This is a genomic window from Tianxiuia mixotrophica, from assembly GCF_050596425.1.
Taxonomy (GTDB): Bacteria; Bacillota; Clostridia; order Peptostreptococcales; family Acidaminobacteraceae.
The window spans coordinates 2,960,780-2,986,382 of record NZ_CP192292.1 but is presented as its reverse complement, the minus strand read 5'-3'; the positions used below and the strand labels follow the sequence as shown (position 1 = coordinate 2,986,382).

The 25,603-nt window shown below is 40.7% G+C and carries 25 protein-coding genes and 1 other annotated feature; of the genes, 16 read left to right on the top strand and 9 right to left on the bottom strand.

What is annotated here, in order from left to right; translation table 11 throughout:
* The first annotated feature begins 274 nt into the window (after positions 1-274).
* The 6 genes from aroF (at position 275) to ACQ4KW_RS13080 (ending at position 6,646) form a co-directional block, all read left to right on the top strand.
* On the top strand, positions 275-1,105 hold the full coding sequence (gene aroF, locus ACQ4KW_RS13105) for a 3-deoxy-7-phosphoheptulonate synthase (protein ID WP_430882932.1): 831 nt from the start codon (positions 275-277) through the stop codon (positions 1,103-1,105).
* Positions 1,098-1,994 (top strand): prephenate dehydrogenase, encoded by an 897-nt coding sequence (locus ACQ4KW_RS13100; protein ID WP_430882931.1) that lies wholly within the window; start codon positions 1,098-1,100, stop codon positions 1,992-1,994. Before aroF ends, ACQ4KW_RS13100 begins: the two co-directional genes overlap by 8 nt.
* The gene (gene aroA / locus ACQ4KW_RS13095) at positions 1,963-3,516 is read left to right on the top strand and encodes a 3-phosphoshikimate 1-carboxyvinyltransferase (protein WP_430882930.1); all 1,554 of its coding nucleotides are present in this window, start codon (positions 1,963-1,965) and stop codon (positions 3,514-3,516) included. The genes ACQ4KW_RS13100 and aroA overlap by 32 nt, the downstream gene beginning before the upstream one ends.
* 82 nt (positions 3,517-3,598) lie before the next feature.
* The gene (locus ACQ4KW_RS13090) at positions 3,599-4,435 is read left to right on the top strand and encodes a prephenate dehydratase (RefSeq protein WP_430882929.1); all 837 of its coding nucleotides are present in this window, start codon (positions 3,599-3,601) and stop codon (positions 4,433-4,435) included.
* Positions 4,436-4,506: 71 nt separating this feature from the next.
* Positions 4,507-6,222 carry a methyl-accepting chemotaxis protein gene (locus ACQ4KW_RS13085; RefSeq protein WP_430882928.1) on the top strand — a complete coding sequence of 572 codons (1,716 nt, stop codon included), beginning with the start codon at positions 4,507-4,509 and terminating at the stop codon, positions 6,220-6,222.
* A 148-nt stretch (positions 6,223-6,370) separates the two neighbouring features.
* A complete protein-coding gene (locus tag ACQ4KW_RS13080) occupies positions 6,371-6,646 on the top strand; it encodes an acylphosphatase (protein WP_430882927.1) in 276 nt (91 codons plus the stop codon).
* Positions 6,647-6,714: 68 nt separating this feature from the next.
* Here ACQ4KW_RS13080 and ilvN read toward each other — a convergent pair whose 3' ends face one another.
* Positions 6,715-7,203: an acetolactate synthase small subunit gene (gene ilvN, locus ACQ4KW_RS13075; RefSeq protein WP_430882926.1), complete on the bottom strand. Its 489-nt coding sequence runs from the start codon at positions 7,201-7,203 to the stop codon at positions 6,715-6,717.
* 4 nt (positions 7,204-7,207) lie between these two features.
* Positions 7,208-8,830 carry a biosynthetic-type acetolactate synthase large subunit gene (gene ilvB, locus ACQ4KW_RS13070; protein WP_430882925.1) on the bottom strand — a complete coding sequence of 541 codons (1,623 nt, stop codon included), beginning with the start codon at positions 8,828-8,830 and terminating at the stop codon, positions 7,208-7,210.
* 262 nt (positions 8,831-9,092) lie between these two features.
* Positions 9,093-9,334, top strand: a binding site (T-box leader).
* 224 nt (positions 9,335-9,558) lie between these two features.
* Between ilvB and ACQ4KW_RS13065 the strand changes: the two genes are divergently transcribed.
* From ACQ4KW_RS13065 to ACQ4KW_RS13040, 6 genes are all read left to right on the top strand, one after another.
* Positions 9,559-11,130, top strand: coding sequence for a 2-isopropylmalate synthase (locus tag ACQ4KW_RS13065; protein ID WP_430882924.1), 1,572 nt, complete (start codon positions 9,559-9,561; stop codon positions 11,128-11,130).
* Positions 11,081-12,343 carry a 3-isopropylmalate dehydratase large subunit gene (gene leuC / locus ACQ4KW_RS13060; RefSeq protein ID WP_430882923.1) on the top strand — a complete coding sequence of 421 codons (1,263 nt, stop codon included), beginning with the start codon at positions 11,081-11,083 and terminating at the stop codon, positions 12,341-12,343. The genes ACQ4KW_RS13065 and leuC overlap by 50 nt, the downstream gene beginning before the upstream one ends.
* Entirely contained in the window at positions 12,343-12,825 is a 483-nt protein-coding gene (locus tag ACQ4KW_RS13055) for a 3-isopropylmalate dehydratase small subunit (protein WP_430882922.1), read from the top strand. The genes leuC and ACQ4KW_RS13055 overlap by 1 nt, the downstream gene beginning before the upstream one ends.
* Positions 12,822-13,898: a 3-isopropylmalate dehydrogenase gene (leuB, locus tag ACQ4KW_RS13050; protein WP_430886576.1), complete on the top strand. Its 1,077-nt coding sequence runs from the start codon at positions 12,822-12,824 to the stop codon at positions 13,896-13,898. Before ACQ4KW_RS13055 ends, leuB begins: the two co-directional genes overlap by 4 nt.
* Positions 13,899-14,251: 353 nt before the next feature.
* Positions 14,252-14,842 carry an AAA family ATPase gene (locus tag ACQ4KW_RS13045; protein WP_430882921.1) on the top strand — a complete coding sequence of 197 codons (591 nt, stop codon included), beginning with the start codon at positions 14,252-14,254 and terminating at the stop codon, positions 14,840-14,842.
* A 120-nt stretch (positions 14,843-14,962) separates the two neighbouring features.
* Complete coding sequence (locus ACQ4KW_RS13040; protein WP_430882920.1) at positions 14,963-15,952, top strand: GNAT family N-acetyltransferase; 990 nt, start codon at positions 14,963-14,965, stop codon at positions 15,950-15,952.
* 115 nt (positions 15,953-16,067) lie between these two features.
* On the opposite strand, the gene ACQ4KW_RS13035 is transcribed toward ACQ4KW_RS13040, so the two are convergent.
* The 5 genes from ACQ4KW_RS13035 to ACQ4KW_RS13015 are packed head-to-tail and all read right to left on the bottom strand — an operon-like array spanning position 16,068 to position 20,720.
* Positions 16,068-17,105, bottom strand: a complete 1,038-nt coding sequence (locus tag ACQ4KW_RS13035) for an ABC transporter ATP-binding protein (protein ID WP_430882919.1) — start codon at positions 17,103-17,105, stop codon at positions 16,068-16,070.
* A 1-nt stretch (position 17,106) separates the two neighbouring features.
* Entirely contained in the window at positions 17,107-17,916 is an 810-nt protein-coding gene (locus ACQ4KW_RS13030) for an ABC transporter permease (RefSeq protein ID WP_430882918.1), read from the bottom strand.
* Positions 17,913-18,788 carry an ABC transporter permease subunit gene (locus tag ACQ4KW_RS13025; RefSeq protein WP_430882917.1) on the bottom strand — a complete coding sequence of 292 codons (876 nt, stop codon included), beginning with the start codon at positions 18,786-18,788 and terminating at the stop codon, positions 17,913-17,915. Before ACQ4KW_RS13025 ends, ACQ4KW_RS13030 begins: the two co-directional genes overlap by 4 nt.
* On the bottom strand, positions 18,769-20,007 hold the full coding sequence (locus ACQ4KW_RS13020; RefSeq protein WP_430882916.1) for an ABC transporter substrate-binding protein: 1,239 nt from the start codon (positions 20,005-20,007) through the stop codon (positions 18,769-18,771). Before ACQ4KW_RS13020 ends, ACQ4KW_RS13025 begins: the two co-directional genes overlap by 20 nt.
* Positions 20,007-20,720: a TVP38/TMEM64 family protein gene (locus ACQ4KW_RS13015; RefSeq protein ID WP_430882915.1), complete on the bottom strand. Its 714-nt coding sequence runs from the start codon at positions 20,718-20,720 to the stop codon at positions 20,007-20,009. Before ACQ4KW_RS13015 ends, ACQ4KW_RS13020 begins: the two co-directional genes overlap by 1 nt.
* A 188-nt stretch (positions 20,721-20,908) precedes the next feature.
* Here ACQ4KW_RS13015 and ACQ4KW_RS13010 point away from each other — a divergent pair, with 188 nt between their 5' ends.
* On the top strand, positions 20,909-21,394 hold the full coding sequence (locus ACQ4KW_RS13010) for a sterol desaturase family protein (RefSeq protein ID WP_430882914.1): 486 nt from the start codon (positions 20,909-20,911) through the stop codon (positions 21,392-21,394).
* A 132-nt stretch (positions 21,395-21,526) separates the two neighbouring features.
* Here the strand turns inward: ACQ4KW_RS13010 and ACQ4KW_RS13005 are convergent, their stop codons facing one another.
* Positions 21,527-21,955: a Fur family transcriptional regulator gene (locus tag ACQ4KW_RS13005; protein WP_430882913.1), complete on the bottom strand. Its 429-nt coding sequence runs from the start codon at positions 21,953-21,955 to the stop codon at positions 21,527-21,529.
* 181 nt (positions 21,956-22,136) lie between these two features.
* Here ACQ4KW_RS13005 and sfsA point away from each other — a divergent pair, with 181 nt between their 5' ends.
* On the top strand, positions 22,137-22,841 hold the full coding sequence (gene sfsA / locus ACQ4KW_RS13000) for a DNA/RNA nuclease SfsA (RefSeq protein ID WP_430882912.1): 705 nt from the start codon (positions 22,137-22,139) through the stop codon (positions 22,839-22,841).
* 29 nt (positions 22,842-22,870) lie between these two features.
* On the top strand, positions 22,871-23,446 hold the full coding sequence (locus tag ACQ4KW_RS12995) for a cob(I)yrinic acid a,c-diamide adenosyltransferase (protein ID WP_430882911.1): 576 nt from the start codon (positions 22,871-22,873) through the stop codon (positions 23,444-23,446).
* Between the two features lie 112 nt (positions 23,447-23,558).
* Here ACQ4KW_RS12995 and ACQ4KW_RS12990 read toward each other — a convergent pair whose 3' ends face one another.
* Positions 23,559-23,981, bottom strand: a complete 423-nt coding sequence (locus tag ACQ4KW_RS12990) for a GNAT family N-acetyltransferase (protein ID WP_430882910.1) — start codon at positions 23,979-23,981, stop codon at positions 23,559-23,561.
* Between the two features lie 298 nt (positions 23,982-24,279).
* On the opposite strand from ACQ4KW_RS12990, the gene ACQ4KW_RS12985 reads away from it, so the two are divergent.
* On the top strand, positions 24,280-25,509 hold the full coding sequence (locus ACQ4KW_RS12985) for an aminopeptidase (RefSeq protein WP_430882909.1): 1,230 nt from the start codon (positions 24,280-24,282) through the stop codon (positions 25,507-25,509).
* Positions 25,510-25,603 lie beyond the last annotated feature (94 nt).

Sequence of the window (25,603 nt, the reverse complement as noted above, 5' to 3'; positions counted from 1 at the left end):
ATTTTTATAGCGCTGGCTATTTCGCATACAAAAAAATCATGGGCACATATAAATCCAACTGGAGAACTGAGTTAGTCTGTTAAAAGCTATAAACAAGCGCGCAGAGGAGTTCCTATTGGGAACTCCTTTTTTTTATAGCCAATTTGCAGAAAAACCCACTAAATACAAAAAAAAGAGATAAGTTTAGGTCTTAAGTTTAAAACATAATTAAGAGTGAATTTTAAAGTGAAATGAGATAAGAGCAAAGTGCAGTCCAAATGAGGAGGACAATAAGATGGCAATAGATATTCAACCAGTACACCCACTGACAAGCAGAGCGTGTAAAAACGAAGATACAGTAATAGAAATTCGAGGTCATAAAATCGGTGGGGGAACATTAACCCTAATTGGTGGTCCCTGTAGTGTGGAATCCGCAGACCAGGTTATGACAGTGGCAAAATCTATAAAAGAAGCGGGCGGACAAGTCCTCAGAGGCGGAGCCTTCAAGCCTAGAACATCTCCATACAGTTTTCAAGGCATGGGGGGCGATGGTCTTCGAATCTTAAAAAAAGCAGGCGTCCACAACGACATTCCTGTGATCACAGAAATTATGAGCACTGAGGATTTCGATGAAGTCGAAAGAACGGCTGACATTTTGCAGATTGGTGCAAGAAATATGCAAAACTTCCACCTGCTCAAGAGAGCGGGTCAATCAAATAAGCCCATCCTACTCAAAAGAGGTTTATCAGCAACCATAGATGAATGGTTAAATGCTGCTGAATACATTATGGCAGAAGGCAACGACCAAGTTATCCTGTGCGAAAGAGGCATTCGTACCTTTGAGAACTACACAAGAAACACACTAGACCTTTCAGCTATAGTGGCTGTAAAAACCCTAAGCCACTTGCCAGTAATCATTGACCCAAGTCATGCAACTGGGCGCAAGGAGATGGTACCGGCTATGGCAAAAGCAGCAGTGGCTGCAGGCGCAGATGGCCTCATGATAGAAGTGCATAACGATCCTGAAAATGCCCTTTGTGATGGGCCACAGTCTTTAAGACCAGAAGAGTTTGAAAGCTTGGCAAAAGAACTGAGAAAGATCCATGAGGTGGTGCAAAATGCTTGATGAAATCGACTTTATCACCCCCTTTAAGACCATTGGCGTCATTGGAACCGGTCTGATGGGTGGTTCGTTTGCAAAGGCCATTAAAGCCAATATAAAGTATGTAAAAGTCATTGGTTATGATGTGAGTGAAAGAGCCTTATCAGATGCCCTGGTTCACAAATGCATCGATGAGCCGGCAAAAGATTTAGAAGACATTGCGAGAAAATCAGACCTACTCGTCTTGGCGACGCCGGTAAGAACCTATGAAAATATACTGATGACCATACCGAAAGATGTTTGGAAAAACACGTTTCTAACAGATCTTGGCAGTGTAAAAAGTCATCCCAATCATTTGGTAAAAAAAATACTCCCTGAGAACACAAAATACGTTGGGGGCCACCCAATGGCAGGCAGTGAGAAATGCGGATGCGAAAATAGTTCAGAATATTTGTTCAATAACAACGTTTTTTACCTGACAAGCGATCAAGCAGATTGGATAAAGCCTGTAAGGCAACTCGTTGAAAAGATAGGTGCTGTGGTCAAAGAGGTGGATGTTGAAGACCATGACCGGATTGTATCTGTTTCGAGCCATGTGCCCCATGTTGCGGCATCCTTGCTGGTTCAACTGCTGCATGAGGATATTAATATAAGTGAGACGGGTGGAGGATACCAAGACACGACACGAATTGCAGGATCTGATCCGGTTATGTGGACAGATATATTCCTATCCAATAAAAACGAACTATTAAAATCCTTAAGTCAATTTCAGAAGGGACTTGAAGACTTCATAGACATTATTCAAAAAGAAGATGAACAAGATTTATTTGATTTACTAAAACAAACCAGACAAAAAAGATTATTTGGAGGCGAAGAAAACAATGGAGATATTAACGGGCACAAAGCCGTTTAAAGGGACAATAACCATTCCACCGTCAAAGAGTATGAGCCATCGCGCCCTTATAGCCGCGGGCCTTTCTAATGGAAGCAGCCATATAATGAGTGCCCTAAACGCAGATGACATTGAAGCAACGTTGGAATGTCTCTTGGCACTTGGTGTTGAGAGTCAAGTGCTAAAAAGCACAGTGGTTAAGTCTGGACTGGATGTTATTGTTGAAGGATTAGGTGGTCGGTGGCCATCTTCAGCCACCATCAAAGCAAGAGAGTCAGGCTCAACTTTAAGATTTATGATCCCTGTGGCCCTTGCCTCAAAAGGACAAAAGGCTTTCGAAGGAAAAGGTCGTCTCGTAGAACGGCCCATAACACCCTACATTGAAATATTTGAAAAAATAGGCCTTGATTATAACTATAATGGGGAATTGCCACTCCAAGTGGATGGACAGCTCAAAAGTGGACAGTTTAGGATTCCGGGCAACATCAGTTCACAGTTTATAACGGGCCTCCTTATGGCCTTGCCAATACTGGAAGGGGATTCAGAAATTATCGTAGAGGGAGAACTTGAATCTGCAAGCTATGTGGATCTCACATTAGACGTTCTTCAGGCCTTTGGGATACATGTCAAAAGCACAGAAACTGGATACACCATAAAAGGGTCACAAAGTTATAAAGCCTGTGCATATGAGGTTGAAGGTGATTACTCACAAGCCGCCTTTTTCATAGCTGCCGGCCTTCTTGGTCAAGCCCCCCTCGTTATAAAAGGGCTTTCTAAAGACTCTAAGCAAGGGGATAAGGCCATGATAGATATTGTTAAAAATATGGGAGGCGTGATTGAGTGGCAGGACAACAAACTCCTTGTTCATCCTAGTGAACTTCACGGAACAACCATCGACTTGAAAGACTGTCCAGATCTCGGTCCAATAGTGTCTGTTTTAGGTGCTTTATCAAAGGGAACAACCACCATAATAAATGCCGAGAGACTACGTATAAAAGAGTCAGATAGACTAGCAGCCATGACCAGCGAACTCAAAAAAATGGGAGCGCATATAGAAGAAAGACAAGATGGTATGGTTATAAATGGTGTGCCTTCCTTAATGGGAGCAAAGGTTGACGGTTGGAATGATCACCGTATTGTCATGGCACTTACCGTGGCTGGAATCAAGACATTTAATGGTGTGCGCATAAAGGGTGCTGAAGCGGTAAAAAAATCATATCCAGACTTTTTTGAAGATGTGAAGGCTTTGGGTGGACAAGTGAATGTTTTCAGTGACCCCTTGGTGTCGTTAAGAAACGAAATCACAGCCATAGACACTTCTATTGTTAAATGCCTGGAAAGGCGATTTGAAGTCATAGAAGAGATAGCGAAAATTAAAGAAGAAAATGGTATGGATGTTTTGGATGAGAAGCGTGAAGAAGAGCTATTAGAAAAATTGAAATCAATTTCTAAGCATGCTGATAATGGTGTAATAGAATCGGTATATGAGCGTATCTTAGATGTAAGTCGAAGGATGCAGACCGATAGAATCGCTAAAAACTAGGATGTATAAAAAGAATTAAACCCAACAAGTTAAAAGGGAATGGTTAATGAAACCTTCTTATACAAGGAGTGAGGATACGGATATGAAAAGAATTGGATACCCAGGAATCGAAGGCACTTTCAGCGATGAAGCAGGTCGCGCTTTTTTTTCATCAAAATACGATGGAATAGGTCTTGGTTCCTTTGAAGAGGTCTGTCAGGCCTTAAAAAACAAAGAGGTTGAGCACGCTGTACTGCCCATCGAAAATTCATCAACAGGGTCTATTGGAGAAGTCTTTGATCTCATTCAAAAATATGACCTTATGATCACAGGGGAGAAGAAGCTTCTTATTGAGCATCATTTGCTGGGCTTGCCTGAGGCCGAAAGAGATGGCATTCAGTGCATTTATTCCCATCCTCAAGCGTTTAAACAGTGTTATGAATCCCTAAAAAGTAGACCTGAGGTGGAGCATGTTGTGACGGCTACTACAGCAAATGGTGCAGAAATTGTCCACCGAAAGAAATGTGACAGACAAGCTGCAATAGGCAGTCGCTACGCTGCAAAAATATACGGTCTGAATGTTTTGGAAGAAAGCATACACGATATAAAGGGCAATGCCACCCGGTTCTTGGTACTATCTGACTGGGCTGATATTGAACCTGAGTCAGATAAAATTTCTCTAAGCTTTATACTGAAACATGAGCCAGGGGCTCTGGCGGGAATATTAGCTCTTATTGCTGACGGAGACTATAATATTGCGCATATTGAATCAAGGCCTATTCGTAATGAGAACTGGGCTTATAGATTTTTTCTTGATATAGAAGGACGACTTGAGGACCTTCAAACAACATTCCTGATGAAGAAACTTAGAAGGATGACAGCAGACTTTAAAATCGTTGGTCAGTACAGAGCTGATACGTTAAAAACAAGGGAAGTGTAATAAGTTATAAGCAGGGTATACAAAGAATAGTAAATTATGAAAATAAAATAAGGCAAGATGAGGAGGGCAAAATGAACTTAAAGAACCTTAAACTCAGAAACAAAATACTCCTTTTGGCACTATTCATTATCTCAGTTTTTACTATTCTAATTATGGCTTATATCATTCCAACAATTAACAACATCATCGAGGAGCGGACAGTCTCAAAACTTAGTGATTTAGTAGACGTTCCATATACGCAAATGGAGAGCTACTATGCCCGTGTTCAAGCGGGTGAAATGTCGGAAGAGCAAGCACTAAACCTCATTTATGAGGCTGTTAAAAATACGCGCTACAACGAAGTGGAGTACTACTGGATTCATGGTTACGATGGCATTATGAAAATGCACCCTGTGGCAGATAACTTGATAGGAGAGAATCTGTTGGGTATGGTTGATGAGAAGGGGAAGCCATTTTTTAAAGAAATGAATGATGTGGTGAGTCAAAATGGTGAAGGCACGGTGGAATACTGGTGGCCCAAACCAGGTTCGGATGATCCACAACCTAAAATGTCCTATGTAAAAGGCTTTGATGAATGGGGGCTTATTATTGGAACTGGTATTTATATTGATGACCTCAAGGCCCTCCAAAAATCGATTTATAATCAAGTGATCATAATATCCTGTATCATCATTTTGGTCTCTGTGGCACTGGTCTTTTTAATTGTTGCACCACTTAATAAAACCCTTAAAAGCATTATGAGTCGTACCAACGAGTATCAAAACTTAGACTTTAGAAATTCCATTGATGTGAATCAAAAGGACGAACTCGGTGAAATTGCAAATGCCTTTAACGAGGTGTCTTCAGGTCTTCGTGGTCTTCTTGACAACATGAAGACAATCTCAGGTCGATTAAGCAAGGGTGCAGAAGACATGGATCAAGATATGGTAAGACTGAGTCAAAGCACTGATAAGACCGTTTTGTCATCAGAGGAAATTGCCCAAGTTATCATGCAAACAAGCCGTGCTGCTGAAAATGTTAATGAAACGGTTCAAGAAATTCGACAAGCTATTGAACAGGTTGCAGATAAGGCCACTGAAGGAGCTATGCGAGCTTCGGATGTTAACACTAGAGCCACTGAACTCAAAGATGATGCCAATCAGTCCAGTAAAAAAGTGGCTGGTATATACTCAGAAATGAAAGATCGCCTAGAAAAGGCCATTGAACATGCCAATACGGTACAAAAAATTGATGAGCTTTTGAGTTCGATTTTGAGCATCACTGAGCAGACAAACTTGCTGGCATTGAATGCATCTATTGAGGCAGCTAGAGCTGGGGAAGCAGGTCGGGGATTTGCTGTTGTTGCCAATGAAGTAGGCAGTTTAGCAGAACAATCAAAGGACATGGTTTCAAATATTCAGGACACCGTGGACAGTGTAAAATTGGCTGTCAAAACATTGATCGAGGATTCACAAGAAATACTGTCATTTATGGAAAATCAAGTTTTAGTGGACTATGAAAAACTGAATGATATTGGAGACCAATACAATCAAGATGCAGACACATTCAATGAGATTATGACAGAGTTAAGCGCAATTTCTGAAGAACTTTCTGGTTCAATGGAAAACATTTCGGATAACATTCAGAGTGTTGCCACAGCATCCAAGCAGGGGGCTGAAGGTGTGGACAGAATACTGGACATGTCAAAAGATGTCATGATCAGGAGTCAAGAGGTTAAAGAAATTATTGATGACAGCATCCAATCTGTAGAATCACTTGATGAAGTCATGAAAAAATTCCATGTATAATTCTTATAGTCGACTTTTATGGCAGTGTTCATAAAGCTATATGGTCGAATAGTATACCCTAGATAGGTCTTAGCTTGATTGAGGTTTATCTAGGGTATCTGTATGGAAATGATTTGTTTGCTTTCTTTATGACAAGGAGGTCTAGTATATGAAAACATATCATATTGCTGTAAAGGGACGGGTTCAGGGTGTCGGGTATCGCTATTTTACCTTTCAAAAAGCCCAGTCGCTTGGTGTAAAAGGATGGGTGCGGAATTTGGCGGATGGACGTGTTGAAATTATGGTTTCAGGGCAAGAGGACGTCCTAGAAATCTTTGTAGAGGCTCTAAAGGCTGGACCTGCCTTTGCAAGGGTTGACGCTGTTTCAGTTCTTGAAGAGCCAAAAGACCTTGATAATATGCAAAGTGCCTTTGTAATAAAATAGAATGTAAAAAAATCCGTTTCGTGACCAAGTGCCATAGGTCATGAAGCGGATTTTTAATTTTGTAAGCGTCAGCCTCGCTGGAGGCCAGTTGTTCCAGTACGTATCATTTCTTTAATGCCATAGGTTTGAAGTTGATGAATGGCTGCGTCGATTTTATCATGGGTGCCTAAAATGGACAGTGTAAGACTGGTGTCTGAAACATCAACAATTTGTCCCTTGAATATTTCTGCAAGGTCCATAACCTGTCGTCGCTCTTTAACAGAGGATCGAACTTTAATAAGGGCGAGTTCCTGCATCATTGCTGAGTTTTGACAGAGTTCATTGACCTTTAAAACAGGTATGAGTTTATGAAGTTGTTTCATAATCTGCTCCAGAAGTTTATCGTCACAAGTGACACCAATAGTCATGCGTGAGATGTTTGGTGACTCTGTTGTGCCAACTGAAAGGCTATCAATATTGTAACCACGTCGGCTAAAGAGACCTGCAATTCTGGAAAGAACACCAGAATGATTTTCTACAAGCACAGATAAGTATCTTTTTTTATTTTCAAATCCCACTTGCTCACCCCCAGATTGTATTTAGATTCGGTTCAAGGACACATTCAATTAAAGTGGCCTCTGGTTTATTGTTATAGGCATCAATTGCAGATCTTAAATCATTGGTGTTAGTAACTTTATGGGCAATTAAGTTATATGCCTGTGCAATCAAAGTGAAATCTGGATTGTTATTGAGGTGGACACCAAAATTCGAATCTGCTCCATAGGCCCTGTCCTGTAGCTCCCTAACCATTCCAAGTCGGCTGTTGTTTAAGAGTATGAAAAGAATAGGCTGGTTGGTGCCTTTAGCAACGCCCAGTTCAGATAGGTTCATCTGGATACTGCCATCGCCTGTTATACAGACAATTTGTCGCTTATGCCCTTTTGCAACAGCTGCGCCTATGGCGCAGGGGAGACCATATCCCATAGTGCCAAGCCCGCCAGACGTGAAGAAACGTCGACTGCCACGAACTGGAAGATGTCTGGCTGTCCATATTTGATGCTGGCCCACGTCCGTTGTGATGATGGCGTTGTCAGATATATTTTCATCCAGTATTTCCATAATTTCTATGGGGGTGAAAGCCTCACTTGAGTACTGCTTTGAGTAAGTGACCTGTTCAATCTGGTCGAACCACTTGAGTGCTTTAGACTGATCCAGCTGTTTTGTCATCTCCTCTAAAATTTTAGTGGCATCACCGACAACAGGAATATGGGTGTTGAGGTTTTTACCAACTTCAGCGGGATCCACATCAATATGAATGAGACTCTTGTCTTTGTGTTCTAAATCAAGCCCTATGACGGCTCTGTTGGAGATTCTGGCACCGATTATCATAATGGCATCCGCTTCCTCTATGGCCTTCCTGGCACGGGAGTGACCATGGCCACCAATCATACCCAGAGCATAGGGGTGGTCTTCAGCTATAGCGCCTTTGCCCATCATTGTATGGGCAACGGGTATACCTGATTTTTCAACAAAGCTTAAAAGACTTTCACAGGCATCGGCTCTCATTATTCCGCCACCAACAACTATAAGAGGTTTGCGACTTGTTTGAAGCACATGTAAGGCCTTTTTGATCTGTTTTGGATGGCCATATGTGACTGGTTTATAACCGGGGATGTTAAGGTCTCCAAGAGACATGGCCGAGCTGGAAATCATGTTCTTTTGTATGTCTGATGGAATATCAATAAGAACGGGTCCAGGCCGACCTGTTCCAGCGATGTGAAAAGCACGCCGAATCACTTCAGGCAGTTCATTTGCGTCTTGAACCAAGTGGTTGTGCTTAGTAAAGGGTTCAGATGCTCCGATTATATCAGCTTCTTGAAAAACGTCCTTGCCGATGGCGTAAGTTGGCACTTGACCGGAAATGACAACAAGGGGGATAGAGTCAGCATATGCAGTGGCAATGCCGGTGATGGCATTGGTTGCACCTGGACCCGATGTGACAAGACAGACACCTGTCTTTCCTGTGGCTCGGGCATATCCGCTAGCACTGTGGGTCGCGCATTGTTCATGACTTGATAAGTAGTGTTTAATCTTTGATTTTCTCAGTGCCTCATAAAGGGGAAGAACTGCACCGCCAGGATAGCCAAAGATGGTATCAACGCCGCTGTCTTCTAAAGCCTTTACAATATAATTTGCAGCTTGCATGTTATCACTTCCTCCTTTCGTATGATGATCATACTTGTTTTCTTTAAATTTTGAATATTTTAACACCCATTGTAGCAGAATAAAAATACAATCGTCAATAAGAAATTGTACAAAAAGAGATACAATTTGAATTACAAAAAAATTAGTATATATCAAGAAAAACTCTCTAATTTCAAAATTTTAATATTTTTTAATAAATAGTGTTGACGGTGTGACTAGACTTTGCTATTATTACTTTCAACATCACGAAACAAATAAGAAACGAAAAGCTTTGACGGAACGCGATCGTTGCAATTGTTGAGTTCAGAGAGCCGGTGGTTGGTGAGAACCGGACGAACATGCATCAATCTACTCATTCCTGAGCAGACCCCCCGAAACAAAAGTAAGGGGGTATGATTGGCCTCATTATCGGCCTGCACTTTCTAGATGGAGTGTATTGAGAGACCTGTAAATGCACAGGTAACTTAAGGTGGTACCGCGGGAATTTGAAACCTCGTCCTTAATAATTATTAAGGCGAGGTTTTTTTAATGCAATTTTTTAGCATGTATGATGGATTGCGACATAGTTATAAGAAATGTCAAAAGGAGCACTAAATAGCGAGACTGTCCGGACGTCTTGGCTGTTTATAACCACTACAGGGAAACTTACAAAAGCAAAAGTCAGAATAATCAAAATATAATACTGTATACTGGTCGTCGTCACAAGGCCAAGGAAGGGTGAAATAAACATGACAAAGCAAATAAAAATATTTGATACAACATTAAGAGATGGAGAGCAGTCGCCGGGATGTAGCATGAGACTCAATGAGAAAATACAAATGGCAAAGCAACTGGAACGAATGGGCGTAGATGTTATTGAAGCCGGATTTGCCATCGCCTCTGAGGGAGATTTTGAGTCTGTTAAAGCCATAGCGCAAAGCGTAAAAAACACCACTGTGGCCAGTTTAGCAAGGGCCCTTCCAAATGATATTGAAAGGGCATATGAAGCTGTTCGACACTCGCAAAACCCAAGAATACACACATTCATTGCAACGAGTGACATTCACATGGAACACAAGTTGAAAATGGCTCCAGATGCCGTTGTCAGACAAGCTGTCGAAGCTGTAAAATTTGCGAAGTCAAAATGCTTTGACATTGAGTTTTCAGCCGAAGATGGGACGCGAAGTGATCCTGAGTTCTTGTCAAAAATATTTGATGCGGTGATTCAGGCTGGAGCTACTGTTATAAATGTTCCTGATACAGTGGGCTATGCTGTGCCAAATGAATTTGCTGACTTTATCAAGAAAATTCGTAGTCAAATGAAATACGATCATAGGGCTGAGTGGTCAGTGCACTGCCACAACGATCTCGGGCTTGCGGTTGCCAACACACTGGCTGCCGTGGATGTGGGGGTAACCCAGCTTGAATGTACTGTCAATGGCATAGGAGAAAGGGCTGGAAATGCAGCACTTGAAGAAATTGTCATGGCTCTTCACACTCGAAAGGACCAAATTGGAGTTGAGACAGGGATCAAAACGGAAGAGATCACAAGGTCCAGTCAATTGTTATCGAGTATTACAGGTGTATATGTACAGCCTAACAAGGCCATTGTTGGGGCCAATGCCTTTGCTCATGAGTCTGGCATACATCAGCACGGTATGTTGGCCAATCGCTCCACCTATGAAATTATGACACCCGAGTCAGTGGGTCTCAATGAAACGAAAATGGTCCTTGGAAAGCATTCAGGAAGACATGCCTTCATAGACAGACTCCAAACGCTCGGATATGAATTTGACAAGGACAAGACCGACGATTTATTCAAAAAATTCAAGGCCTTGGCTGATGCCAAAAAAACCATTTATGACAGAGATATTGAAGCCTTGATTATTGGAGATAGAGAACCTGATCCAGATCACATTAAACTGGATTCGTTTATGATCAGTCAAGGGTTAGGTATGACATCCACAGCTCTTGTTAGGGTGATCAAACAAGGGGAACAGGTGGAAGAAGCATCCAAGGGCGATGGACCAGTGGATGCGGCCTATTCGGCTATTGAAAGCATTCTCGGTCTCGAGGCCAGGCTTATCGACTATCAACTTCATGCTGTCACAGAGGGGGAAGACGCACAGGGAGAGGCTTTTGTAGTGGTTGAACTGGAAAACGAAAAATATAGAGGGCGAGGTTTAAGCACAGATATTTTGGAATCCAGTATAGAAGCATTTATTGATGCCATAAACCAAATGATCAGCAAAAAGAAGGGAGAGTCTACAAATGGGAATGACTATGACACAGAAAATATTGGCGAAAAAAGCCGGGCTTAAATCGGTTGAAGCAGGACAATATGTGGAGATTGAACTGGATGTTGTTCTGGGCAATGATATAACAACACCAGTGGCGATAGATGAACCGAATAAGCATGGACTCACTTCTGTATATGACCAGAAGAAAATTGTAATTGTACCAGACCATTTTACACCCAATAAAGATATTAAAACTGCCCAGCAGTGTCAAATGGTTAGAGCGTTTGTTAAAGATCAAAAAATTGAAAACTATTTTGAAGTGGGCCAGATGGGAATTGAACATTGCCTTTTGCCAGAACAGGGGCTGGTTGTCCCTGGAGATGCTGTTATTGGTGCTGACAGTCATACCTGTACATATGGAGCCCTTGGCGCTTTTTCAACAGGGGTAGGATCAACGGATATGGCGGCAGGCATGGCTTCAGGCAAAACTTGGTTTCGCGTGCCAGAGGCCATCAAATTTGACTTGGTAGGCAGCTTGCAAGCCTATGTGAGTGGTAAGGACGTTATACTTCATATTATAGGTAAAATAGGCGTGGACGGTGCTCGGTATAAATCCATGGAGTTTTGTGGTGAAGGCTTAAAGCATTTAAGTATGGACGACCGCTTTGCTATGGCCAATATGGCAATTGAAGCCGGTGCGAAAAACGGTATATTTGATGTGGATGAGACCACTTGTGCCTATGTCAAGGGGCGTGGCAAACGGGAATCAAAGATTGTTAAAGCCGATTCTGATGCTGTTTATGATGAGGTCATTACAGTTGACTTGTCAAAGATAGAACCAGTGGTCGCCTTTCCTCATTTACCGTCCAACGCTAGAACTTTTGACGATATGCCAGATATTGAGATAGATCAGGTGGTTATAGGGTCTTGTACCAATGGTAGAATTGAAGACTTGCGCGCAGCAGCACAGATATTTAGGAAGGCCCCTGTTAAAAAAGGCGTCAGGACAATCATCATTCCCGGCACTCAAAAGATTTACCTCCAGGCCATTGAAGAGGGCTATATTAAGACCTTCATAGAGGCGGGGGCTGTAGTGAGCACACCAACCTGTGGTCCATGTCTAGGGGGGCATATGGGTATCCTTGCTAAAGGGGAACGGGCTGTGGCCACGACAAATAGAAATTTTGTTGGCAGGATGGGTCACCCAGAATCTGAAGTCTACTTGGCGAGTCCGGTTGTGGCAGCGGCAAGTGCAACCACAGGTAAAATCACACATCCAAGGGAGGTCAAATAATGGGCAAGGTTTTTAAATATGGAGATCACATTGACACAGATGTAATTATACCAGCAAGGTATTTGAACACATCGTCTGCACAGGCGCTGGCCATGCACTGTATGGAAGACATTGACGCTTCTTTTGCTCAAGCTGTTGAACAGGGCGATGTGATACTTGCGGGTGAAAACTTCGGTTGTGGTTCATCCAGAGAACATGCGCCCCTAGCTATAAAAACAGCTGGTGTGGCCTGTGTTATCGCTAAATCATTTGCAAGGATATTTTTCAGAAATGCATTTAATATCGGTATGCCAATAATGATTTGTCCACAAGCTGTAGAGGAATCAGAAGCCGGTCAGAGCATTAAAGTCGATATCAAGGCGGGAAAGATAGAAAACCTGACGACTGGAAAAAAATATGAGGCTCAACCTCTTCCGACGTTTATGGTGGACATGGTTGAAAAAGGCGGCTTATTGAATCGGTTGAAGGCAAGGGGGATATAAATATGCAGATTGCAGTATTACCGGGTGACGGTATTGGACCAGAGGTGACTCGAGCGGCTGTTAGTGTGGCTCAAGCTGTTTCGAATAAGTATAAAAAGTCTATAGCATTTAAGTATGGTGATATTGGTGGCGTGGCGATTGACAAGTCAGGTGTCCCTTTGCCAACAGAGACCACCCAACTTTGCCAGTCGTGTGATGCGGTACTGCTCGGTGCTGTTGGCGGACCGAAATGGGATCATGTGGCACCAGAAATAAGACCTGAAACCGGGCTTCTTCAGCTTAGAAAAGAACTTCAGACATTTGCCAATATACGTCCGGCTAAAATATATGGAGCCTTAAGTGGTGCATCCCCTCTCAAGCAAGATATAGTCAGCGAGGGGATCGACATTCATATCGTACGAGAGCTGACTGGCGGTATTTATTTTGGTGACAAAGGGGAGAAGATGAGAGCGGGTGTGAAAATGGCTTTTGATGAAAAAGCATATTCACACCAGGAAGTTGAACGTGTGGCCACCATAGCCTTTGAAGCGGCAAAGGCACGAAGGGGGATACTAACAAGTGTTGACAAGGCCAATGTCCTTAGAAGCTCAAGGATGTGGCGTCAGGTGGTAGACCAGATGGCAAAGGACTATCCTGAGGTTACAGTCAACCATATGTATGTCGATAACGCAGCCATGCAGCTTATTATCAACCCATCTCAATTTGATGTGATTCTTACAGCAAATATGTTTGGTGATATTTTGTCAGATGAGGCAGGGGCCATTACAGGATCAATTGGACTCCTACCATCAGCCAGCCTTGGGGCAGATCGAATTGGCTTATATGAACCTGTGCATGGATCAGCACCAGAAATTGCAGGACAGGGCAAGGCCAATCCCTTAGCAGCCATACTTTCATTAGCCATGCTCCTTCGCTTTACAGGACAAGAAGACAAAATGGCAAATGACATTGAACAAGCAGTGGCATCCGTTCTTGATAAGGGTCTAGGAACCATAGATATCGTCACCGATAAAACCCATGCTCTTTCAACCAATGAGATGACCAAGGCCATTATCGAAGAAATTTGTCGATAAGCTACCAATAAAAAGTCTAGACAGGTATTGTGGATAGAAAATGTGGATAACTTAGTAGAATGTTCGGATTGACACGAACGTTAAAAGTCCGATTAAATTTAATCGGGCTTTTTTATTGCAATTTTTGTTTGAGAATATTATACTAAACTTTGTCGATAAAAGGTCTTCAGCACCTGTGTTCGTACAATGCCATATAAAAAGATTTCCCCCTGTATTTCATATAGGGACAGTATAAAATAATGAATGCGACATTGTTTTTTAAATCCTTTTAAATGATATTGTATGAATCGTGTAAAATTTATGCATAAGTATTATGGAGACTTTTGAAAATATATAATGATGGAGTGAAAACAATGACAACTCGTATTGCAGTGCTTGGTGGACCACGATGCGGTAAAACGACTCTGATCCAGCAACTTTACGTAGACATGAAAATTATGGGATTGAATGTTGGTTATGCCTTTGAGTATTCAACAGACTATTTGAGAGACAAGGGTATGATTGAATCTATCTCTGAACAGTATGGCATTTATCTGGGTCAAAAGAGACTTGAAGATAAGTTAAGTGAGTTCGACTATGCCCTTACGGACTATGCAACATTTGTACCCTATATTTATGGTAGGTTTATGCTAGGGGACAGAAAGCGTACGCAAAAAGAAATCGAGATCCTTAAGGACCTGTATATTCTAGCCCTTGAAGATATTGCGCGCTACGATGAAATCATTTATCTGCCAAGAGAGTTTGGCTATGAGCAAGACGGTGTTAGATGGCAAGATGAAGAGTTGGCAAAAGCTGTAGACAAGGCCATTCTTACATTCCTTGAGTCTGAAAACATCACATACACAGTGGCTTCTGGTGACACAAAGGAAAGAGCATCAAAGATCATGAAGCATCTTGGTTTTAAAAAGCCATCTGAAAAAGCACAAGCAAACGAGACAAAATAAGCTTAAAAAATAGGCTTTAATTGAAACGGAATACAGGTGAGGGGTTGTTCATAGAACACCCCTTATTTTTATGTGTTTTGACGCTCTTACATGATATGATTAGAGAGAGGGGGCGTATTTATGAAAACAAAATTTGATGAATTTCCACAGATTGAAACAGCAAGGTTATATCTTAGAAAATTAAACGAGGATGATGCACAAGCACTGTTTGATTACCAGTCAAACAAAGAGAATTTTGTACATGTAGACATGCCTGTATATAAAGAAGTAAGTGAGGCCGCTTCATACATCCAGCGGATGAACAAAGGGGTTGAACAAGGGCGATGGATGATTTGGGGAATTGTTGAAAAATCCTCAAAGAACATTATTGGAACTGTCTCAGTATGGAACTACAACGAGACGGAAAAAAAGGCTGAACTCGGGTATGGAATATTTCCAAAACATAGACGCAAAGGCTATATGAAAGAAGCTCTGCAGGCTGTGTTGGAGTTTGCATTCAATATCACAGACTTAGACTGGATTGAGGCTTATACAAGTCATTACAATCAAGCATCAATAGACTTTCTCAGTGAGATAGGGTTTGACTTTGTTCAGACCATTGAGGACACATATTCCCCAAATGGTTTGATGGATGTGTTTGCGATTAGAAAAGACGACACCTATATAAAGCGAGCAAGCTTGAGTGATATACCACAAATAGAAAGTTTGATACAATCAGTCTTGCGCCAATCTAATAGCGAGGATTATCCTGACAAGGTCATCGATTTCATGTGTTCTTACTATTCTATAAAGTCAATTGAAGACAAGTTTGAAGATAAAACAACATGGATTGTAAAGCCTTATAAGGGGGATAAATTAATAGGAACCATAGCTTTAAAGGATACCGAAATTCAGGCTCTTTTTGTGGATGCCACAGTACAAAAAGGGGGCTATGGGAAAAAACTTCTCATGGAAGCGGAAAAATATGCAAAAGGATCTGGGATTAAAAAACTACATCTAAGTGCCAGCTTAACAGCAAAGATATTTTATGAAAAAATGGGATACCAGCATCTCACTCTTGAAGATGATGAAAATTTTGGTAAGGCTTATCTAATGGAAAAGTCGCTCTAGACAGTTTTTTCTATAATTGGTTCTTGGTCGGAAATCTATAAGACTTTAAATAAAAAGCCCACAAAACTGATGCTTCACACCAGTTTCGTGGGCTTTTATGATGTTTACTATTATATTAATTTACAAAATACACAAGTTTGCTCTCTGTAATATAGAGGTCTATGATTTGTCCAACATTGAAGGGGTCATCAGAGTTCATACTTTCAAAGTAGTGGAGTGTGTGGTTTTGTAAATCAATTGAAAAATGAATCAAGCCGTGAACAAAGTTTTTCTCAGCAACGGTGCCTTGAAAAGCCACTGACTGGTATGTGGGTTTCGTCCGACTTATGGCGTGGTTAGGGACAAGAACACAGTGGGCCCCACCTGGAGGGCTGGAAAAAACAAGATTTTCATTATCAACTTGGAAGCACTGATTGGTTATATGGCCTGGGTAGATATTTTTAAATCCGAAAAACTGAGCCACTTCAATTGTTTTAGGGGCCTTATAAATGTCCGAGGGTCGTCCCTGCTGGACGATTTGTCCCTTAGAAATCATTGCTACACGGTCAAAAAGTAGGGCGGCCTCATCGAGTTGGTGGGTTACAAATATCACAGTTAAGTCAAGTGATGTTTGCAGGGATTTAACGAGCCTTCGCATTTCATCCCTCAGTTCCGGGTCTAAGGCGCTAAAAGGTTCATCCATAAGGATAATTTCAGGTTCGTGGACAAGGGCTCTTGCAATAGAAACCCTTTGCTGTTGACCACCGCTTAATTGAACGGGATATCTATCCTCATAGCCTTTTAAACCGACCTTTTCTAGATATTCTTTTGCACGAATATACCGCTTTCCCTTAGAAACACCCTTGATTTTAAGAGGAAAGGCCACATTATCAAGAACAGTCATATGAGCAAACAGGAGAGGTTCCTGAAAAACCATAGACATATTTCTTTCTTCTGGTTTCAAATGTGTTATTTCTCTGTCGCCAATAAGGATGTGTCCTTCATCGAGAGATTGAAGCCCTCCTATGGTTCTAAGGAGGGTCGTTTTTCCACACCCTGATTCTCCTATAAGACCAAAAAATTCACGCTTTTCTATTTGAAGGTCTGGAATTTCCAATTCGAATGAAGACCCTAGATATTTCATTTTTAGGTTTATGAGTTTTAAATGTGACATGTTATTTCCTCAATCCATTATAGTTCATATGTTTGTAGACACCCCGAACCACTATGTCCATTATCAGAAGAAGGGCCAGGGCCATTGTCGAAAATAGAAAACCATATGCTGATCCGATGGCTTGGTTGCCGCCACTTAAAAATGGAAACATGATGATTGGGACTGTTTTTATCAGACCACCGCCAATAATCAAAACCGATACATACTGACTGGCCGATATTAGAATACATAGACTCGATCCAGCCACCAATGAAGGAATGAGGGCGGGGAAAATAATATAAAATAATCTTTGATACTTATTAGCGCCAAGCATCTGTGCCTGTTCTTCAATCTTAAAGCCCATGGATTCAAAACCTATACTAAGTGACCGAACCATATAGGGCAGGGTGGGAATGACATTGGCCAGTATGACACCCAGTATGGATTCTGTAAGTCCAAGTCTTAAAAATGTACGGTGCAGTCCCAGCATGATAGCAATAGGCGGGAGGACAATAGGCAGGGAAATAAGAATTTCAGCCAGAGTTTTCCCCTTGAAATTATAGCGTCCCAGGGCATCCGCTGCAGGAATGCCAATGACAATGTTTATGAATATTGTACACAGGGCGATACAAATAGTTAAGCTGAGGCTTTTGTAAGTATCCATATTCTCAAAGAAAACGTAGTGCCATGACTCTGTGTTTATGGCTTTGGGCAAAAGGTCTGGGTATGCCCAGCGGGTCGAAAAACTGGTTAAAACCATTGTGAGTATAGGAAGAAGCCATAGGGCTAAGACCACCAGCAGAATAAATCTTATGAAGCTTTTTCCTTTCATTCTGATTGGCCTCCCTTGAGGTGATTTTGGTGTGCGGTAGACTGTTTAAAGGCAAAATATCCAAGCACAATGGATATAATGAACAATATAAGACTCATGGTAAGTGCTTCATATCTTTCGTTTAAGGACCCACCAGTGTATAGTTGATAAGCCGAGACGGAAAGGGTTTTAGGATAGGTTGCACCTAGCATATAGGGGATTTCAAATGACGTCAAGGTATATGCAAAGACTATGAAACCAGAAAAAACAATTGTAGACATCATATGGGGAATAATAACATGGAAATAGTATCTTACAGGCCCAAGACCAAACATTTGAGCCATTTCAAGATATTTAACATCAAGTGAAAGCATTGCCGGATAAAGCATGAGAATTACAAAGGGTGTTGTTTTCCAAACGAATGCTATTACAATGCCAAGTCCTCCTAGGTCATTGGTTAGAACCGGAAAGCTTGATATGCTGTCTATAACACCTGCATGATATAAAATTCGACTGATGAGTCCGCTTTGACCAAAGGTTAAAAAGACCAAGTAGCCTGCTACGATGTAAGGCACCAGCATGGGGGCTTGAAAGGCTCTATTGATTAGGCCGGATATTGGTTTTGTCTCTTTAATAGAAAGCATAAACAAACAAAAAATTATAACCAGACCAAGCATACAGGCCGATAGGGTTGAGGCTGTGGCTAAACGCAGAGAAAGCCCAAGTGATTTGTAAAAATCACTTGAGCTGAAAATACTGATTGAATCATCAAGATGCTTAACCGTGTCAAATAGGGCAGAGAAAACACCCAAACCAATTAAGGCATAAAGGGTTAGCATGCAAGGTAAAAGTAGTTTTAATGGTTTTGGAATCCTATTTAGCAATGCTCTCATACCAAAGATCCTCTAATACTTCTACATAGGAAGCAGACATTTCTGGAATTTTGTGATTGCCTAAAACTTCAGGTGAAAGCGTTGATTGCCCTCTGTCTACAGAGTTGACCATATCTTTTTCTGAATCAGACAATTTATTCACTGAAATTGCAAGACCGTCCCCCCACACCGATGGCTTAAACTTTTCGAGCTGTGCTTCGAAAGAAATCATTTCATTTATCACAACGAAGGCTCCAGAGGCATTCGTTGTATTAAAAGGAACCGCTAGATAGTGGGTGTTAGACAGTGTACCATTGTCTAAAACAAAGGTCTTCGATGTCTCTGGAAATTGTCCAGAATCTATCATGCTTTGGGCATGAACCGGATTGTAAGACATCGTCATCCAAACTTCACCTGCCCTGTAAAGCTGGTCAAGCTTTCCACTGTTTTCTGGGTACGTCATACCTTCTCGCCAAAGGTAAGGTTTCATCTGGCTCAAAATGTCCAGTCCTGGCTGTGCAAGTTGGTCAAGCTCTTCATTTGACAAGTTTTCAAGGAATCGATCGCCATTTTCTTGCATTTCAATCATTGCGTTTCTTACAAATGCACTGCCTGTGAAGTCTGGCGGTGCAGGATATGTAAATTTACCTGGGTTATTCTTTGCGAACTCTAGGAGCTCTGTCATGGAAGCGGGCGGTGTTTCAATTTTTGCTGAGTCATAAACAAATACAAATTGAGATTTCCCCCAAGGCACTTCCATACCATCTGTTGCAAGACCAAAATCATACAAATTGTCTTTTGCGCTTGTATCAATAAGGGCCGAATAATTAGGAATAAGATCGGCATAAGAACCTAGGAGGAGATTGTTCTCTTTAGACAGTGCAAAGTTCTCCCCATTGATCCACATGAGATCAATAGACCCGTCAGTCTTATCAACGTCTTTTTCTGTAATCAACTTATTGATCATGTCACGAGCATCTGTGATGGGAACCCGATTTAGACGAATGGCATATTTTTCTTCAAGTCGCGGAGCCACAAACTGATCGATATAATTGTTTACAAGATCACTGCCACCCCACATATGGAGATTGACACTTGTGCCCTTTGAAGCTTGAAGATGTTCCTCCCAAGTCATTTCATTCCAATTGGATTCGCTTTCGCTGTTCTCTTTCACGGCCTCTGTACAACCACTCAGAATGAGTATAAGGATGAGTGCTGTGATGATTGCTATTTTTTTCATTATGATTCTCCTTTCCGTTGTTGCACCTTACCGTAAACTGTCGGAATGAGGGATAAAATTCCCAGCATTACAAGAGCCAGTAGTATGGAAGGTGATACTATATCTTCAGTGGTTTGAATGCTACTCAGTTGGCTCCCGGCATAGGCATAGACAAATGAACCGGGAATGATGCCAATAGCAGTTGTCCACACAAAGGTCGTTAATGCTATGGTACTTAGTCCTGACATAAGATTGACTAAAAAAAATGGAAAAATAGGAATAAGTCTTAGTGTAAGCAAATAACTCTTTCCGTTTTTCTCAAGCTCCTCGTTTAAACTTTTGATGTTTGCCTTATACTTGCTTTGAAAATAGTCACCAAAAAAGTATCGACTCCCAATAAATAAGGCTGTGGCACCTGTTGTTGCGCCAATGTTAATATAAACAGTTCCCGGCACAGCTCCAAATAGAAAGCCGCCTGCCAGAGATAAAACAAGACCGGTTGGCAGGGAAAAGGTTGTGGCAATAAAATATGCAAATATAAAAATAACCACAGCGGTGGTGTAATGGTCCATAACAAAATTTTTGAGTATGTCTTTGTTTTGTACCAGAGTTTCAAAGGTTAAAAATCCAGATTGTTTCATCCATAAAATAAGGATTATGCAAAGAAGGAGAAAAACGCCCCCAAGAATTGGTTTTAAATGACCACGGCTATCTATTTTTTTGTCATAAGACATCTCCTTATAAAAGTGTTAACATATAGTATGAAAGTACCCAAAAACTGGGTAGGTATTCTTCATAACCATACGTTTTAAAAAGTATTTGAGAAAGTCGTTTAAATGATTTGACCTATGTCTAGATCCAATCCCAAAATATCTACGAAATACAATAATCCCTTGTTTAATAGGGTGTTAAGGAGATTTAAATGCTCGGACAAATAATTGGCATGGTATTAGGCTTTATGGCATCGTCTTTAATAGAATATATGCTTCATAAAGAATACCTGCATAGGAATGACAATATGCACCACATCACACTGCACCATAAGAACTACTACGGCGATAGTCGTTTTTCAAAACCTGGATCGGCATGGAGTGATATTGCATCTAGTCCAGCGTATATTATAACAAACATTTTGATGTACCTGCCACTGTCAGTTCTTTCGTATTTCGTATCACGCCCATTTGGCAGTGCTTTTACAATAACTGCGATTGCATATACTTTATGGGTTGAAATCGCACATTTTTGGTATCATTCTCCATTGAATTCTTCTATAGAAAAAAAAGAAGTATTTAAGAAAATTAAGGAACACCATAAAATACATCACGTTCACTACAATAAGAACTATGGCATTGGCTCATCGTTTTGGGACTATATATTCAAAACAAAGAAAGAGAAAATGACACTTTAAGTTATGATCAATGCAAAATTTACGAGCGTCATCAAGGTGAGCATTGGGGTCAGCATAATAAATTGTGAATAGAAATAAAAAAAAGAGCTATGAATAGCTCTTGACTTATGACTTTATGATTCTGTATATCTGCTAATTGATATGATCAGATTTTTGACATTTTGTACAAACACCCTTGATATAAACATGCTGTTCCTTGATTTCATAACCATCTAAATCTGGAATAGATTCAGGGTTTAGTTGGATATTAAGGTCAAAGACATTTCCACATTCAACACATTTAAAGTGTCCATGTGTTTGCATAGCCCAGTCGTATCGGGCTTCATTCTCTTCGATGAGGATAACATCGAGTATGTTTTTATCGACGAAAAGATTAAGTGTGTTATACACGGTTGTCTTAGAAAGCGTCGGAATTTCAGGTACCAGTTCCAAGTAAATGTCATTAACAGTAGGATGGGTTAAGTGTTCTTGGAAGTACTTTAAAATTCTTATTCTTTGATAAGAGGCCTTGATACCTCTCTCGGTGAGATATTTAGGAATATCAATGTTTTTACGTTCCATAATAACCTCCTTTCCCATAGGTTATGGCCGTGTCATCAATCACCATAAACGCATTATGGAGAAAGTTTTAAAAAATGGTGGTGACAAAGTTCAATTTAGAAGTATAATAATAGTGTAATGATTACAAGTTTATTCTAGCATCAATGTGGTACAATGTCAATAAACACTGAAAGGGTGTACTATGAAATTAAAAGATCCAATACTCATCGGTGAGTTTGTAGAAAGACCAAATCGTTTCCTTGCTAAAGTCAAAGTAGATGAAGTGGAAGTTATGGCCCATGTGCCTAATACAAGTCGCTTGTCTGAACTGACGATTCCAGGCACTCGGGTAGGCCTAAGTTTTCATGATGATGAAAAGAGAAAAACCAAATATTCATTGAGAATGATGGAAAAAATGGGTGAGTGGTTTTCAATTGATTCTCAGCTTCCCAACGATCTTGTTGAAGAAGCTCTTAATAATAATGTGATTAAGGGTGTGGAAGACGCTCAAAAAATTGAGCGAGAAAAAACTTTCGGAAATTCCAGATTTGACTTTCGTCTACTAGATAATGAGGGGAAGACGGTTTATATAGAAGTAAAAGGTGTTACACTCGAAATAAGTGGAGAGGGACATTTCCCAGGAGCCCCAACGACTCGGGGGGTTAAACATTTAAAAGAGTTGGCCAAAGTGGTTCGTCAAGGTCACCGTGCGGCTGTGGTTTTTGTGCTTCAATTTAATGGTGCAAAAGCTATGAAACCCAATTGGAATTTGGATCCGATGTTTTCGCAGACGCTTCTTGAGGTATCAAAAGAAGGAGTTGACGTGCTAGCGTATGCTTGTGATGTTACACTCGAAGAAATTACAGTGGTAAGACAAGTCCCTGTAATACTTGATGATTACCGATAAAGGTAAAGACAGATATAAGGAGTGATACAATGACTGATAATAGAAAACCTGAAGATATGATTGTTTACACTCGTACTGGAGATAAAGGCAAGACAAGTCTTTATGACACAACCAATGTGTATAAAGACAATATTCGTGTTGAGGCCTATGGAACCATTGATGAGCTCAATTCGGCTCTTGGTATTGCCAAGCATTATATTGATGATCATAAGGTCCAAGATTTGATTCATGGTATACAAAGGAAGCTCTTTGATGTGGGCGCTGAATTGGCAACTGAAGACACAAGCATACTCATAACACGTATTGAAGAGGATGATGTGAAGTTTTTAGAAGACACCATAGACCACTACTTGCAGTTTTTTGAGACGCCAGATTATTTTATTATTCCAGGAGACAATAAGGAAAGTGCATATCTTCACCTTGCTCGGACCATTTGTCGTCGTGCTGAGCGTCACATTGTAACACTGATTCATTCTGAAGAAATAAATGAGCAGGTGTTAATATATGTGAACAGATTGTCTGATTTAATTTATACCCTCTCAAGATATGTAGAGGATAACTTTGATCGGGTTTGGTTTGGGACGGAAAGAAACTTACCAGAATAGGTATCCAAGTGGCTAAAGCTTTTCAGTTCACGATCAATGATCACGACCGATATATGTGAATAATCAAAGCCCCATGACCTCATAACTTATATGGGACGTGGGGCTTTCACTTTTACTTCAGTATTTCAAGAAATTTGTCAGGGTGTTTAAGCGGTTTAAAGCCAAACTTCTTATAAAAGGTATGTGCATAAGTTGTCTTGAGTCTCCACTGGTCAACGTGAATGAATTCGTGGTGGGTGAGTATGTGTTTTATAAGCCAGTGACCAAGTGACTGGCCTCGGTAATGACCACAAATGACAACGTCGCTTATATATGCATAAGTTGCATAATCTGTGACAACTCTAGCAAAGCCAATTTGCTCGTAGCCTTTGAAAACGCCAAAGCAACGGGAATTCTGTATTGACTTTTCAATAATGTGCTTAGGTCTTCCTGCTGCCCAGTGCACATTCCAAAGAAGCCGACAAACGGCACCAAGATCTATGTCATCTGGATTGCTGGAAATATAGTATTGGTTTTGAAGCTTTAAAGCGTGCATAGGGCACCTCCTTTTAAGAAATCAGCGTTTAAAAATCAAGATACATAATTATACATAAAAATGAATATAAAATCAAACGTTTGATGTCTTATCTTCTTAAAATCTTAATATTTTGTAAAGTTCAAAAATAATTAGCAATATCACTATAAAAATTATTGAATGATATGTATAATTTAATGCATACATATCATAATTGGTTTAAATGGATTAAAGATCAGTTCTACAACCATTTGGTAAGACTTAATGCAATATAAGCAAGCCCTAAATGTGCTTATTGAACTGGACAAGGGGGATATAAATGGAAAGAGTAAAATTGGAAAAATACGCTGATTTACTTGTACGAACAGGTATAAACATTCAAAAAAATCAGCTTCTTGTGGTGACATCACCAATCGAATGTGCTGAGTTTGCACGTATTGTAACTGAAAAAGCCTATGATGCAGGGGCTAAAGAGGTTATTGTCAGATGGCTGGATGAACTCTCCAGTAAAATTCGTTACAATAGAGCCTCTGAAGAAGTATTTGAAGAAGTGCCTGAGTGGCTGGTTCCATATCTTGAAGGGTATGCAAAAAAAGGAGCGGCCTTCTTGAGAATTGCTGCATCTGATCCTGAAGTGATGAAAGATGTTGATCCAAAGATCATCGCTAAAGAAAATAAAACTTTAAGTCAAGCTCTTGAAGGATACAGATCAAGACTCATGTCAAATAAAAATGTTTGGTGCGTGGCTTCTATTCCTACAAATGCTTGGGCAAGAAAAGTGTTTCCAGATGTTTCTGAAGAGGAAGCGGTTCAAAAATTATGGGATGCAATTTTCAAAGCTGTACGCGTCGATGAGGAAGATCCTGTTGCTGCTTGGAAAGCACACCAAAATAACCTTAACGAACGTATTGCCTTTTTGACAGAGAACAAATTTAAGGCCCTCCATTATAAAAACAGCATTGGTACAGATGTTCTTGTTGATCTTCCAGAGAAGCATGTTTGGTTTGGTGGTGGAGAAGAATCCGCAGATGGAACGCAGTTTGTAGCCAATATGCCTACAGAAGAAGTCTTTACTCTACCGCATAAAGATGGGGTGAACGGAAAAATCGTAAGCTCAATGCCATTAAATCACAATGGAAATATCGTGGATAAGTTCTCCCTAACATTCAAAGATGGACTTGTTGTGGACTTTGATGCTGAAAAAGGCTATGAAACGTTAAAAGAGCTGCTTGATACAGACGAAGGTGCCAAGCGACTTGGAGAAGTGGCACTTGTCCCTTATGACTCGCCAATTTCCAATCAAAAGATTCTGTTCTTTAACACTCTTTTTGACGAAAATGCCTCTTGTCACTTTGCACTAGGAAAAGCCTATCCAATATGTGTTGAGGGTGGAGAAGATATGGATCAAGAAGCCCTTAAAGAAGCCGGTGCAAATGATTCTTTAACACATGTTGACTTTATGGTTGGAACATCTGACTTAAGCATTGTGGGAATCAAAGATGATGGATCTAAAGTGACAGTATTTGAAAATGGTAACTTTGTTTATTAATAAGAGCAAATAGTTCTTATTCAAGGAAATCAGGCCAAAAAATAAGCAAGCAGAAGATATAAAGCCAGTGGATAGGGATCCACTGGCTTTTCTT

Coding starts and splice junctions, on each gene's coding strand:
- ACQ4KW_RS13065 (WP_430882924.1), top strand. CDS start 9,559: ATGACAAAGCAAATAAAAATATTTGATACAACATTAAGAGATGGAGAG.
- ACQ4KW_RS12995 (WP_430882911.1), top strand. CDS start 22,871: ATGACTGATAATAGAAAACCTGAAGATATGATTGTTTACACTCGTACT.
- ACQ4KW_RS13035 (WP_430882919.1), bottom strand. CDS start 17,105: ATGTCACATTTAAAACTCATAAACCTAAAAATGAAATATCTAGGGTCT.
- aroA (WP_430882930.1), top strand. CDS start 1,963: ATGGAGATATTAACGGGCACAAAGCCGTTTAAAGGGACAATAACCATT.
- ilvB (WP_430882925.1), bottom strand. CDS start 8,830: ATGCAAGCTGCAAATTATATTGTAAAGGCTTTAGAAGACAGCGGCGTT.
- ACQ4KW_RS13015 (WP_430882915.1), bottom strand. CDS start 20,720: ATGTCTTATGACAAAAAAATAGATAGCCGTGGTCATTTAAAACCAATT.
- ACQ4KW_RS13005 (WP_430882913.1), bottom strand. CDS start 21,955: ATGGAACGTAAAAACATTGATATTCCTAAATATCTCACCGAGAGAGGT.
- ACQ4KW_RS13085 (WP_430882928.1), top strand. CDS start 4,507: ATGAACTTAAAGAACCTTAAACTCAGAAACAAAATACTCCTTTTGGCA.
- aroF (WP_430882932.1), top strand. CDS start 275: ATGGCAATAGATATTCAACCAGTACACCCACTGACAAGCAGAGCGTGT.
- leuC (WP_430882923.1), top strand. CDS start 11,081: ATGGGAATGACTATGACACAGAAAATATTGGCGAAAAAAGCCGGGCTT.
- ACQ4KW_RS13080 (WP_430882927.1), top strand. CDS start 6,371: ATGAAAACATATCATATTGCTGTAAAGGGACGGGTTCAGGGTGTCGGG.
- ACQ4KW_RS12985 (WP_430882909.1), top strand. CDS start 24,280: ATGGAAAGAGTAAAATTGGAAAAATACGCTGATTTACTTGTACGAACA.
- ACQ4KW_RS13020 (WP_430882916.1), bottom strand. CDS start 20,007: ATGAAAAAAATAGCAATCATCACAGCACTCATCCTTATACTCATTCTG.
- ACQ4KW_RS13100 (WP_430882931.1), top strand. CDS start 1,098: ATGCTTGATGAAATCGACTTTATCACCCCCTTTAAGACCATTGGCGTC.
- ACQ4KW_RS13010 (WP_430882914.1), top strand. CDS start 20,909: ATGCTCGGACAAATAATTGGCATGGTATTAGGCTTTATGGCATCGTCT.
- ACQ4KW_RS13055 (WP_430882922.1), top strand. CDS start 12,343: ATGGGCAAGGTTTTTAAATATGGAGATCACATTGACACAGATGTAATT.
- ACQ4KW_RS13090 (WP_430882929.1), top strand. CDS start 3,599: ATGAAAAGAATTGGATACCCAGGAATCGAAGGCACTTTCAGCGATGAA.
- ACQ4KW_RS13025 (WP_430882917.1), bottom strand. CDS start 18,788: ATGAGAGCATTGCTAAATAGGATTCCAAAACCATTAAAACTACTTTTA.
- sfsA (WP_430882912.1), top strand. CDS start 22,137: ATGAAATTAAAAGATCCAATACTCATCGGTGAGTTTGTAGAAAGACCA.
- ACQ4KW_RS13040 (WP_430882920.1), top strand. CDS start 14,963: ATGAAAACAAAATTTGATGAATTTCCACAGATTGAAACAGCAAGGTTA.
- ACQ4KW_RS12990 (WP_430882910.1), bottom strand. CDS start 23,981: ATGCACGCTTTAAAGCTTCAAAACCAATACTATATTTCCAGCAATCCA.
- ACQ4KW_RS13030 (WP_430882918.1), bottom strand. CDS start 17,916: ATGAAAGGAAAAAGCTTCATAAGATTTATTCTGCTGGTGGTCTTAGCC.
- ACQ4KW_RS13045 (WP_430882921.1), top strand. CDS start 14,252: ATGACAACTCGTATTGCAGTGCTTGGTGGACCACGATGCGGTAAAACG.